A 13,123-nucleotide genomic window follows, 5' to 3' on the forward strand; every position below is an offset into this window, starting at 1 on the left:
AATGTATTTTAGAATTTTAAGCATAGATAAAAAATTTTAACTATGGCCAATCGTTTTTACATACCTCTACATACATAGGTTAATAGATTGGTTTGCTACTTTTTTAGATTCAATTCATTTCTCAAAAATTACTCATTATATAAGCTATCTTTATATTTATTCATATACGTTATTTTTTGTGGTTCTGATAACATATTTATTGCCATCCACACATTCTTTTTCATTTCTAATTTTTGCATTGGTATCTCTTTTAAAAACTGATTACCTATAATCGCTTCCATTTCTTCATCAATTCTTTGTATAAGATTTTCTTCTGGATTATTTTGCAAAGAAGTATTTTTCAATCCCCATTTTGTTATTATAAATTCATTCGTTTTATTCATAGGATTAATAATAGTAGCTTTACTAGTTAATCGTTTTTTTATTTCATCATGATAGATTTTAATTCTATATCCCTCTTTTAGTGGAATGATATCTTTTACAATTGTTACATTTGTTCCTTCCATTTCCTTCGTATAAATTTTTTCACCTTTTTCATTAAAGACCTCTATCGATGCATATTTTTCACCTACATAATAGCTATGAGGCGTTTTAGTAGTAACCGTAAAAATAGCTCGATTTTGCTCTAAGTCTGTATTTAATACGGCAAACTGGTCATCTCCTAATCCTAGGAATTGAATCGTTTCATTTACCAACTTACTCACTTTCATTTCGTTAATATCAATCTTTAGACTATTATCTTTTTCTTTTACATAGGCATAATACGAACTGAAATGGTACATACTATTCGTTTTCCCACCTGAAATTTCAACCGTATACACTCCATTTGGTACGTCTTGTAAATTGATATCTGTTGTTTCAATTGTTTTCTCTTGAATAACTGTATTCCCTTCTTTTAATTTAATTTTTCCTCCTTTTAATGTATCTATTTCATTTGTATTTAAATGGATATGCAAATTCCCTTTTAGCCCAAGTGGAGCAATTTGCTGATTCGTAACTATTTCGAAGTTGGAGTTTATCGGAATATCAGGATCAACTATAGCTCTTGCTTTCGCTAATTGTGATTCAGGCACTATATAAGCTAAAGAAGTAACAGCCGGAAAACCTTTCGCCCTATTCATCTCTATTTGTTTATGATTAAGCTTAAAGCCCCATCTTTCAAAAACAGGTGTAAAATCAACTTGTCCATTCTCACTATAATACTGATTCATTAAATCTGGTAAAGAATGGTCACCTTTTTTGAAAGCAGCATTGCTAGCTAGTTTTCGATAACCTTGATACATTTTTGCAAATGCTTCATCGCCAGCTTTTTGTTTCGCCATCGTTAAAAGAATAAGTTTTTGTCGTAAATCTAAATCATCATAATTTTTATTTTCTTTCATTAAAGCATTATATAAATTCCGTTCTACCTGTTCCTTTTTCCCGAAATTAAACAACCAACCAACTTGATCTGCTTTTTTGCCGTATTTACTATATTGATATTGAACACCAAATAGATTATTAGAAACTTCTCCTGTAAATATTCCTTGATTATCAAAACCAGCTTGGTATCCATGAGCGATTTCATGTAAAGTTCCCCAACTTAGTTTATCTAACCACATCTTTGTACTATCTGTACTATTCGCTGTCCAATTTGTGCCATAATAGGCACCGCCAGCACCAGATATATCTGCTTTTAAGAAATAACGATTTTGACTTTTTTTATTTTCAAACGTTGAGCCATCTAAACCAATAATTGAATCATACATCACAAAAATATCTTCATAATACGCAATTAACTCATCCAATGATTGAAAATCTTTTAAAGATCTTACTAACTCTTTATCTTTTTTAGGTACAAATAATTGAAAACTCTCCCCTTGAAGTAACGCATACTCTCCATCAAATTGATCCCATGTACTAAAAAATTGAGATACACTTCCTTGTTGTTTATAAATGGGAAGGGGTTTAGTAGCACTTTCATTCCCTACTTGGTACTCAAGTACAGCGTGCTCTTCACCATACGGAGTATCTATGAAAGGAACTAAAGACGTATCACCTTGGATAGTAACCCATTCATTTCCTACTTGTATGGATTTTTCATTTTTTGAGTCATTAGACAATAAACGTAATGTTAATTTGTCTTTAAAATTAGGATTTGTTTGTCTTACCTTTAATGCTGTATTTCTCTTCAAAATAAATCCTAAATCTTGTCGATCATGATATTTCCCCTTACTTATGCCCGCCTGAAATATCCAAGTAGGCTCTTCTAAACTAGTAATTTTTTTTGCATTTATTCGTTCATCAGCATGTAAGTGTATATTTCCTATGAGGAAAAACATTGTATACATTAGGCCTATAACAAGTAACCTTTTCATTTGCATATCTCCTTCTCTATTTTTTTATATACAAAATACAATAAAGCCCTCCTTCTTCACTTATAATTGTCGTCAATAAGTTACTTATCAGTGTAATTATTATAGTTACATTAACTCATGATTATCAATTATTAAATGTATGTAATTTTGCATATATGAATATTTTGTGATAAATTCCAAAATATCGTATAATTATCAATATTTTTTCAGACATTATTCAATAAAAAAACACGAAGACTCTTAAGTCTTCATGTTTTTTATACATGTTATTACACTTGTGATTGAATTAATTACTAAAATCTTTTTAATCGTAAAAAATCAATTATTTTTAGGCTGATAGCCGTACCTAATCTTTTACAATTTACTCATTCTTTTTGTTCTGTAATATTAAATTTTGAAACCAATTCCGTTAATTCTTCCACCTTTTCTTTCATTTTGTTGGATTGGATTGATATTTGTTCAATTGATTCGGCCTGTGATTGAATTGAATTTACAGTTTGAAGAGTCTCCTTTTTCACATCCGTTGCAGTTTCAGAAACTAGCGAAAGAGAAGCATTTACTTCTTCTGTACCAGCAGACATCTCTTCTGTCGCTGCGGATACTTCTTGAATTTGACCTGTAATCTTATCAATATCTCTCATAATAGACAAGAAGGTTTGATTCGCTTTGTAAGCAGCTTCTTTTCCTTCTACTGCCTTTTGTTGTCCTTTTTGCATGACATTAACTGTATCTTGGGTATCTTTTTGAATGGATTTTATTAAATGATTAACTTCTTTTGCAGATTCTTTAGATTGCTCAGCCAAGTCTCGAACTTCTGCGGCAACCACTGCAAATCCTTTCCCATTCTCTCCAGCACGTGCCGCTTCAATAGCGGCATTTAAGGCAAGAAGATTCGTTTGTTCGGCAATATTAGTAATTGCAGCGAGAGCTGTATCAATCTGTTGTGTACGTGTAACAAGTTTATTTATTACTTTTGATGTTTCCTCGACAACATCATGCACACTATTCATTTGAAGAATAGAGTGATTTATCACTTCACTACCGATATTTATTCGTTCTGTAGTCGTTACTGCTACCTCAGCGACTACTGCTGAAGATTCAGCTACAGTTTGCACCCCGGTTGTAATTTCTTCCATTGAGGATGAGCTCTCCTGAATACTAGTTACCTGTCCTTCTATTTTTGTTTTTACTTCTAAAACAGTCTGTACAACCTCATTTGAAATACTAGACGCTCGATTTGTATCTTGTAATACGCCCTCCGTAGTAAAAATAACCTCTTGTGTTGTCATCTTAACATTCGCAATTAATTGTTGAAGGTTATCTAACATACTATTAAAAGACTGAACAATATGCCCTAATTCATTATTTGCTTTATAAGGAGTACGTGTTGTTAAATCTCCAGCTGCTACTTTTTCCATATCATTTTGTAGTAATGCAAGTGGTTTTCGGATAGTTAATTTAATAACATATCCAATTAATATAATTATTAAAATTGCTAAAATCGAAATACTAACAAACATTATCATTGTATTTTGAGCACTATTATTATTTTCCTTCTGTAAAAGCTCTGCATTATTACTATTATATAAAATCAATTCACGAATTGATTTTATTGATTTTTGCATATTAGGTTCAATCTCTTTTAGATAATATGCATATGCTTCCTCATTATTAGACTTCCCTAATTCTTGTGCTTTCTTCATTTGAGTCCTTAATTCATTAAATGTTTCATGAAACGTGTTATATAATTCTTTTTCTTTAGTAGAAATAAGCTTAGCCTCAAACTGCTTTAAAAGATGATCATTTTCCTTACGAATCCCATCCATTTCTCTTATTAATTCGTTCATTCTTTTTTCATCTTTTGATAACATTATTTCCATAAAGTTCATATTAACGTGATAAAAATTAGATTCTACAATTCCAATCCACTCAATTGGTAGTAAATTATCCTCATACATATTAGAGGAAGTACTTTTCCCTCTTTCTAATCCCCAAAACCCTATTAGGGATAATACTATACATGCAATACTTGATATAGTTATTAATATGTTTAGTTTTGTACCAACCTTACTGTTTCTTAATAATTCCAATTCACTTTCTCCATTCTAATATATAGTTTAAGTAATGTATTTTATACCAAGAATCCCAAAATTACGATGTTTATTTTGTAATATGTAATTTTGCATATCGTCCACTACTGATTCAAAATAACCTAACATTGTAATTTTCGTTTTCCAAAAATTCATGATTATGAACACATCTCATTAATTCTTGAACTTCTTATCCAAAATATCCGCATATACTGTGGCACCAGGGAAAACCATCACTGATATGATATATAAATTACGCTTCCATACAAGACTAGCTTAAAAATATTTTTCTTATTGCTCATTTTTCTATTTCCCCTCTATTAGAAGTACTCCTAGCACATCACACTAATAAAAACGATAGTATTAAAAAATAAGGAAAGACATAATACGTATGTCTTTCCTCTAAAATTGTAATACTCAATATGCTCTTGGCTCTATTTGATTTTCCATTTAAATCCTCACATATCTTTCTTTATAATATCTCCTAACTCCATCCAATTTGTAATACGCGGGATATTGAGATATTGATTGTAAGAAGTAGTTTTTGCATATACATTTATCGGTTTTCCTATTAACGTTTCTAAAACAGCCGGCTTATCATCAAAGAAATAGTTTAATTTTATTTCTTGTATGAAGTGTATTTTTTCTTCATCCTTCATTCCATAGAAAAAGCGATCTTCATGTACCGGAAATCCTTTTTCTATTAACCATTTTTTTGTTTGCTCTCCATGCTCTTTAGGTCGCGCCGTTATATAGTAAATTTCATGTCCCTGTCTTTCTAATTCTTGCAATGTCTCTACAGCATACGGAAACGGTGAACAAGAAGTATAATAAATCTCATCCAGCAAACTATTCCACATATGACCGCCTTCCTCCGAAGTCATGCCAAATGCTTCATGAATTTCAATTGTTTTTAAAGAATGGAATACATCCAACCCTACTTTTTTGTTTAATTTCTTATTATATAAATGAAAAGCATGCTGCCTTAAATCAATTAATGTATCATCGATATCAAATCCAAACTTCACTCTTCATCGCTCCTTTCTGCAATCCATTTATCGGAACATATAAGTAGTTTTTATTCCCCTTATTTCTCATCTTTCCGATATGCTGGATAGCCAATAAATCTATAATCTTTTCCAATCTGGGTAAATGATATATCCTTAAATTCAATTGCATCTTTCATTTTAGTAATACCAGTCCCCTCTACAAAACTAGGCGCCAATCTACCTCCAATAATTTTAGGTGCGAAATATAAAATAATTTTATCCATTAGTTTATTTTCAATAAACGAAGCATTTACTTCTCCACCACCTTCAATAAGCAGGGAGGAAACTCCTTTTTGTCCTAAAACATCAAGCATTTCATGTAAGTTTATATGCTTTTCTCCGCTAGTAACAAATACTTTAACTCCTGCATTTTCTAATGCTTTCTTTTTTTCCTCTGCATGATTACTTGTTGTAAATATCCAGGTAGGAGCTTCTCTATCTGTAACAACGTTAGCTTCCATCGGTATGCGTAACGTCGAGTCCAATATTACTCGAATTGGATTTCGGCCATTTGGAATACGCGTTGTCAATGATGGATTATCCTTTTGAACAGTATTCGCTCCTACTAAAATAGCCGCATTTTCGTTTCGTATTTGGTGTACTTCTTGTCTTGCTTCTGTAGATGTAATCCACTTACTATCCGATAAAGACGTAGCGATTTTCCCATCTAATGTAACTCCTGATTTAATCGTTACAAATGGGCGCTTTGTCAAAATATATTTATTAAAGACTTCATTCATTTTTTTAGATTCTTCTTCACACACTCCTACAAGTACTTCAATACCTGCATCTTGTAGAATTTTAATTCCACGTCCAGAAACAAGCGGGTTTGGATCAAGTGTAGCAACTACTACCTTCTTAATTCCTGCTTGTACAATTGCTTCAGCACAAGGCCCTGTTCTACCATGATGAGAACAAGGTTCAAGAGTTACATAAATTGTACCACCACGTGCCTGTTCTCCAGCCATACGTATCGCATGTATTTCGGCATGTGGTTCTCCGGCCTTCATATGTGCTCCGACCCCTACAATTCGATTATCATTTACAATTACAGATCCAACCAATGGATTTGGAGTCGTTTGTCCCTTCATAGCCTTGGCATTTTCTAGTGCTAGCTTCATATACAATTCATGCTCAAGCATGTAAGTGTCCCCCTTCAAAATGTCCAGAACGCTGAATCTTCGTTTGCAAATATTTCTCATTAAACTCTGAGACATCACCCCATAACGGTTCACGACTCGTAACATTTAATCCAGCTTTTTGTAACGCTTCTAATTTTTTCGGATTATTTGTAATAAGTTTTACAGGTTTTGAGCGTAGCGCTTTTAATACTTCAATTGTATCATCATAGTTTCGAACATCATCTTCAAAACCTAGGTTCAGATTAGCTTCTACTGTATCTAATCCATTTTCTTGCAAGAGGTACGTCATAGCTTTACTAAACAAGCCAATTCCTCTTCCTTCATGATTCGCTAAGTAAAATAAAGCACCTGAACCATGTTCTGTAATCATTTGTAAAGACTGCTTTAATTGGAATCCACAGTCACAACGTTTACTACCAAAGATATCACCGGTGTGACAAATACTATGCATACGAATTAGGGCATCTTCAGAATTCTCAAAATCACCATATACAAGTACACTAGATTGCTGCATATCAGCTAAATTAATAGATGAGAGTTTTTCGATAATTCCTTCTACACTATTTGTAACCTCACTACATTGTAACCAAGAATACCATTGAAAAACTTTAGTCTCCCCATATAAATTAATTGGCAATTTGATAGGGCCTACTAAATAAATATCCTTTCCATCTTGATGTATAAATTGAATTTTATCTTCTAACATATGAATTGTATCTGTTGTAACCATTAGGTACCTCCTAGTATAGAGAATCTCTAAAATTCTCTTCCATTGTTATATTTTTTATTGTTTAACTTACACAACGTAAGTGTTTTTACAGATGCTATTCTTTTTTCTCTCAGCTTATATGCAATATGTATCATTACAACTTTGGCCATTTAAAGAAAAGAGTTTTAGTTACATAAAACAACTTAGTTACTTTATGTAAGTTAGTATACATTCGTAATCAATTTACGTCAAGTAATTAATCATAAAAACATTTGTTACTAATAGTAAGATGTTATATAATTTATTTTAGGAGGTGAAGGAAAATGAATGATTCTACATTATGCCCTCGCTTTGAAAAAGGAATGAAATTTTTTAGTCAACGATGGACAGCACTAATTATTTACCAACTTTTTTCTGGATCTCAGCGCTTTTGTACACTTGAATCTTCTCTTCCTGTTAGCGGAAGATTACTTTCAGAAAGATTGAAAGAATTAGAACTAGAAGGAATTGTCGAACGTAAAGTCTTTCCTGAGACACCAGTTCGTATAGAATATTCTTTAACTCAAAAAGGATTTGCTTTAGAAGCTATTATTCGCGGAATAGAAGAATGGTCACAGGAATGGATAGAACTTGAGGAATAACATAAAAGCTTTTTCGTATATAGTTTTAAGTAATCAAATTACAGATACCTATTATTAAAACGCTAATTTTTCAAGCATTTATGAAAAGCTAGCGTTTTTTAATAAATAAAATGTAAGAAATAAAGCAAGGTGATCAAAACGATCACCTTGTTCCCTTACAGATTAAAATAGTGTTTTAAAATCTTTTATTCATACATACTCGATTAATAAAAAAAACGAATAAGCTTTTTTATTAATAAACAGTTTTATTTTTACAATACAGTTAGCTTCCCCTGCTATTTGCGGACAGTAAGACCACCACTGATTAAATTTCCATTTTATTACATTCGAATATTACTTATGAAATTTCACACGCTCTTCAAGTGGTTGGAATTCTTTTTCACCTGGTGCAGCTGTTGGATTACCAAATGGCATTTGTGCAATTAGTTTCCAATTAGCAGGGACATTCCATTCTTGTTTTACCTCATCGTCAATTAACGGATTATAATGTTGTAATGATGCCCCTAATCCCTCTGCTTCTAAACCTGTCCACACGACTAATTGGTGCATACCTGATGCTTGGTGTGACCAAATTGGGAAGTTTTCAGCATATGCAGCAAATTTTTCTTGAAGCGATTTAACGATAGCCTCATCTTCAAAGAATAATACTGTTCCATAACCAGCTTTAAAAGAATCCATTTTTTGTTGCGTTCCTGAAAAATCTCCATCTCCAACTACTTTTCTTAATGTTTCAGTGGTAATATCCCATAATTTATCATGAGCTTCACCAAATAATACAACTAATCGTGCAGTTTGAGAATTGAAAGCGGATGGAGTATATTTCACAGCAAACTCCACGATTTCTTTAATTTTTTCATCCGATACTTGTACCTCTTTATTAATCCCATAGTAAGTACGTCTTTCTTTCAGTGCAGTATAGAAATCTTTTGTCATAATTCCGTTCCTCCTAAGTTTTAATATTCTTCAAAATGATACATCTCGAAGATAATATGCGTTTAAATGAGTTCATTTTTGAATCATTGAACTTCCTAGCACCCATTGCCAGTCATTCTAAATCTAAACACACTGCTTCCTTCAGTTTTCCTAAAAAAAGCCTTATAACATCATTCATAAAATCTAATCATCATTCGGTACTATTTTACCCATTCTCTATTCATGTATCCTGCTTGTTTCATATTTACACAAAGATGAAATGTAGCTACTTTAATCACCAAATTTCACATTAATTTAGAGCATCTTCAATTACAGCAATTTCGCTCACTCGAACAAAACGATGCAATTTAAAGAACATTGCACAATTAAGTACTACCTGTAAAAGAACCCTCTTAGCCGACTATAAGAAAAAATAATAAAAAGCCAAAAACGAACAATAATATGTTCATTCTTGGCTTTTACTTAACCATCACATTTACTTTTACTATTGCTTCAAATGATTTTTAACTGCCCTTATTACCAATTCGTGATCTTCTTCTGGTGGTAATCCTGAAACTGTTATCATTCCAATAACCCCTACGTTTTTTATTCTGATAGGAAAACATCCACCAAACGCAGCGTATTCTGAAGTATCTAAAAGATATTTTTCATTATAGGAGACCCCAGTTATTTCACTTTGTATCTGCATATAATACGAGCTACGATCATGCAGGGAAACGACTCGTTTTTTACGCTCAATCCATTTCGTATTTTCCTCATTTGTCCCTGTCATCTTGAAATGAAATAATTGCACACCATTTTTCGTTATATCAACAGCAATCAATTTCCTCTCTCGCTTTGCTGTTTCAACGATAAATAAACCTAGTTGCAAGGCATCTTCATTTGTAAAAGAGGAAAATTGAAGTGTTTCCTCCTCTTTTAAAATTTGTTTACTTATTTCATTCAAATTTGAAGTACTCATATCTTTAACCTCCATAATTGTTTTATGCCACACCGACATTTTTCCGAAATTATTAGGCCATATAGTACAACCTTTCAATCAATCTGATTCTAAATAAACTACTGTAACATCTTTGGTAACTAGTAGTACCGTAAAGCCTGTTTTCTTCTTACTGGTGCTATTATGAATGACATTCAAAGTTATAAAAAGTACTATTCTACTTATCCCTATCTTACAGAGACTATTATGAAATATATTTAACATCTTAAAAATGTATGTACTAAAGAATAATATTTTTAATCACTAACTTTTTTGATCAATCGTTATAATCCAATTTCATCAAAATTTTTATCAATTATTACACTATCCAACAATAGGAGGAAACAAAGATGGATGAAAATATATCCAAAAGCTGAAAAGCAGTTGAGTCCCTTGAGAGAATAGTTATAATTCACTACATATAGAAATAGACATACAAAAACGCCATCCTTTCCTATAATTCTAAAGAAAGAATAGCGTATTCTTTTCAAAAATGAGTTCTTTTATTGAAAAACTTTGATTCTATATTATACATAAAAGGGCAACCAATGCTAAAACAGCTGGAAGTCCTTGTTTCACAATAATTGATTTATTAGATGTGAAACCTCCGAAAATAGCTGCTATCACCACACAAATCACGAAAAATAATTGGACCATATAACCAATTGGATTGAGCCCAAGTACAAGTCCCCAAATGAGACCAGCCGCTAAAAATCCATTATATAAACCTTGGTTTGCAAACATAATGGCTACGTTTCGATCTCCTTCTAAATGCTTCGGTAATTTGAAAGCACGTTTCGCTACTTTTGAATCAATAAAAAACATTTCAAGGATCATGATAAATAAATGTTCTAATGCTACGATCCCGACTAAAATAGCTGCGATTATTTCCACACTATTCTGCCCCCTACACTCTCTATTCTTTAATATTCTCTACATTTTTTTGCATCTGTAATAGAACATGAATAAGTATTTTGCGTTCTTCTCCACTGATATTTACGAACATTTCCTTCATAAAATGTTCCTTTTCTTTCTTGTTAAAATATTAATTGATATATCAATTATTGATACATCAATTAATATACATCTCTCTTTTTATTTTTGCAAGTTTTTTTGCTCAATTGGTTTTATTTTGTTCCAGCAACTTTAAACCAATTCAAAACATCAGTTCGCATTTCTAGAAATCATAATTACTTTAAGTTCATTCTGACAATCATATTTAACTACATATATAAAAGAATTGAGTTATATCTCCATCAATTTATAAAAATTAATTTTTTCTAAAAACAGATACTTTACGTTTTTTATAGTAATAAAAAGCATTTTTTGTTTCAGAGGCAATCCATTTTGTTAGCTTGATGGGCATAGGATAGCACCCAGATGACGAACCAATTATCTTTCAAGAAGACGGCTAGAAAACTGGATTTGGTACAGGAGTTGCCTACTTCCCCGATTCAGATGGTACTAATTTAGAGCTAATTGCTCCAAAAAGGCCATTCAGACGTGAATAGTTAAAATAAATTAATACCGAAACAAGCCACCTTCTGCCTGGAAGGTGGCTGTTTGTCGGCAAGTTGATAAAATGACTAAAAAAGGACAAACTCTCCAATGTGAGAAGTTTGTCCAAAAAGTTATTCGTATTAACTATTTTTACACTAATACGAATAATAGTGAATTAGAATAATGACTTAATACTTGCTAAGACAGTAAGTACACCTACAATAATAACAAATACGTTACTCATTTTCCCTTTGTATTTAGCTAGTACTGGAACTTTTTGAATCGCATACATCGGTAATAGACATAAGATAGCAGCAACTAATGGACCGCTTAGAGAATCAATAAGTCCAAGAATACTTGGATTTGTATAAGCAACAAACCAGCATGATAATACAACAAAAGTAAGGATTACTGTCTTAATTGTTTTTTCTTCAATATCTTTTCCACGTGATTTACCGAACTTAATAATCATGTCACGCATTACTTCAAATGCTCCTATATAATGGCCAAGGAAAGACTTTGTAATAGCCACAAAAGCAATAATTGGAGCTGCAATAGTGATTACAGGCGAATTAAGCTCATTAGCAAGATATGAAAGAATTGATAAGTTTTGTTCTTTTGCCATTTTTATATCATCTGGAGTCAAGCTCAATGCGCTACTCCAAACGAAGAACATAACAACAGCGAATGTCATGATATAACAAACCTTTTGTATTTGCGCACATTTAGCATCAGTGGCTTCGATTCCATACGTAGCTCTCTGTTTCACAACAAATGATGAAATCATAGGTGAATGATTAAATGAGAATACGATGATTGGTAGAATCATCAATATCGTCCCAAAATAGCCTGTTCCTGTTGAAGCAGTTGAAACAGCTGAAAAACTAAGCATTGACGTATTCCACTGTGGAATTAAAGATATTGCGATAAAAAGTAGAGAAACTATGAAAGGATACACTAACATACTCATTACCTTTACAGTAATATCTTGACCAAAATTCAGTATAGCGATAAGACCAAGAACTAATACAAGTGATAAAATAGCTCTTGGAGGTTCTGGCATGTGCAATTGATGCACGATAAAACTACTTGCAGTATTTGTAAGCGCAACCGAATACATTAGTACGATTGTATAAATTGAACCGAAATATACGATGTTAAAAATGATACTCGCTTTATTTCCGAAATACTCTCTAATTGTACCTGTGATCCCCTCATCAGCAGAATTAGAAGCGTATATCATTTTAGCAAGCGCCCTATGTGAGTAGTACATAACTGGATATGCAAGTAATGTAATTAGTAGTAAAGATAATAAACCACCTGAACCTGCATTAATCGGTAAAAAGAGCACCCCTGCTCCAATTGCAGTTCCAAATAGACTCAGTGCCCATGTAGTATCCTGCTTATGCCACTTTTTCGGATCTGCATATTGCTCATTTTTTCGTGCGGTATTTTCAGCTTGAACTTCTATTTTCTTTGCAGTATTCCCGTTCATATAATAACTCCCCCTTGTATCTATTCCTGCATCTCTCTTTGCATCTAACAAATATTCCCTTTCTGGAAAATGAATTCCTTACAAGTTGCCCCACATTGTATGTCCTTCATCATAATGAATCCAAATTGAAACATTCACTAATTAGCGTCCTAATATAATTGTTAGCGTTCACAAAAAAGTTTACTCGTAATATCCGCTCTTTATATAAAGACCCCTTAAGAGAACAAT

General features: G+C 32.2%; 11 protein-coding genes and 1 pseudogene. 2 read left to right on the forward strand and 10 right to left on the reverse strand.

Annotated elements, in window-relative coordinates:
- Nucleotides 1-128: 128 nt before the first annotated feature.
- From MKY21_RS16920 to MKY21_RS16945, 6 genes are all read right to left on the reverse strand, one after another.
- Nucleotides 129-2,357 (reverse strand): putative mucin/carbohydrate-binding domain-containing protein, encoded by a 2,229-nt coding sequence (locus MKY21_RS16920; RefSeq protein WP_000826243.1) that lies wholly within the window; start codon nt 2,355-2,357, stop codon nt 129-131.
- Nucleotides 2,358-2,722: 365 nt separating this feature from the next.
- Entirely contained in the window at nt 2,723-4,447 is a 1,725-nt protein-coding gene (locus tag MKY21_RS16925) for a methyl-accepting chemotaxis protein (protein WP_000422010.1), read from the reverse strand.
- 27 nt (nt 4,448-4,474) lie between these two features.
- Nucleotides 4,475-4,603: a hypothetical protein gene (locus tag MKY21_RS16930; protein WP_002000310.1), complete on the reverse strand. Its 129-nt coding sequence runs from the start codon at nt 4,601-4,603 to the stop codon at nt 4,475-4,477.
- Between the two features lie 302 nt (nt 4,604-4,905).
- Entirely contained in the window at nt 4,906-5,475 is a 570-nt protein-coding gene (locus tag MKY21_RS16935; protein ID WP_000668223.1) for a 5' nucleotidase, NT5C type, read from the reverse strand.
- A 59-nt stretch (nt 5,476-5,534) separates the two neighbouring features.
- Nucleotides 5,535-6,638, reverse strand: coding sequence for a bifunctional diaminohydroxyphosphoribosylaminopyrimidine deaminase/5-amino-6-(5-phosphoribosylamino)uracil reductase RibD (gene ribD, locus MKY21_RS16940; protein ID WP_000889428.1), 1,104 nt, complete (start codon nt 6,636-6,638; stop codon nt 5,535-5,537).
- Nucleotides 6,631-7,368 (reverse strand): GTP cyclohydrolase II, encoded by a 738-nt coding sequence (locus MKY21_RS16945; RefSeq protein ID WP_000258865.1) that lies wholly within the window; start codon nt 7,366-7,368, stop codon nt 6,631-6,633. The genes ribD and MKY21_RS16945 overlap by 8 nt, the downstream gene beginning before the upstream one ends.
- A gap of 302 nt (nt 7,369-7,670) precedes the next feature.
- Here MKY21_RS16945 and MKY21_RS16950 point away from each other — a divergent pair, with 302 nt between their 5' ends.
- Nucleotides 7,671-7,988 (forward strand): winged helix-turn-helix transcriptional regulator, encoded by a 318-nt coding sequence (locus tag MKY21_RS16950; protein WP_001000104.1) that lies wholly within the window; start codon nt 7,671-7,673, stop codon nt 7,986-7,988.
- Between the two features lie 333 nt (nt 7,989-8,321).
- Here the strand turns inward: MKY21_RS16950 and MKY21_RS16955 are convergent, their stop codons facing one another.
- From MKY21_RS16955 to MKY21_RS16965, 3 genes are all read right to left on the reverse strand, one after another.
- Complete coding sequence (locus MKY21_RS16955; RefSeq protein ID WP_000158938.1) at nt 8,322-8,921, reverse strand: nitroreductase family protein; 600 nt, start codon at nt 8,919-8,921, stop codon at nt 8,322-8,324.
- A 484-nt stretch (nt 8,922-9,405) separates the two neighbouring features.
- Nucleotides 9,406-9,921, reverse strand: coding sequence for a heme-degrading domain-containing protein (locus tag MKY21_RS16960; RefSeq protein WP_114556391.1), 516 nt, complete (start codon nt 9,919-9,921; stop codon nt 9,406-9,408).
- A gap of 501 nt (nt 9,922-10,422) precedes the next feature.
- Complete coding sequence (locus tag MKY21_RS16965) at nt 10,423-10,794, reverse strand: DUF1304 domain-containing protein (protein ID WP_000402471.1); 372 nt, start codon at nt 10,792-10,794, stop codon at nt 10,423-10,425.
- A 482-nt stretch (nt 10,795-11,276) separates the two neighbouring features.
- On the opposite strand from MKY21_RS16965, the pseudogene MKY21_RS16970 reads away from it, so the two are divergent.
- A pseudogene (locus tag MKY21_RS16970) lies at nt 11,277-11,411 on the forward strand (VOC family protein); the annotation flags it as partial.
- 164 nt (nt 11,412-11,575) lie between these two features.
- On the opposite strand, the gene MKY21_RS16975 reads toward MKY21_RS16970, so the two are convergent.
- Nucleotides 11,576-12,895 carry an aromatic amino acid transport family protein gene (locus MKY21_RS16975; protein ID WP_001014190.1) on the reverse strand — a complete coding sequence of 440 codons (1,320 nt, stop codon included), beginning with the start codon at nt 12,893-12,895 and terminating at the stop codon, nt 11,576-11,578.
- Nucleotides 12,896-13,123 lie beyond the last annotated feature (228 nt).

Source organism: Bacillus sp. FSL R9-9497 (assembly GCF_038005805.1).
Classification (GTDB): domain Bacteria; phylum Bacillota; class Bacilli; order Bacillales; family Bacillaceae_G; genus Bacillus_A; species Bacillus_A cereus.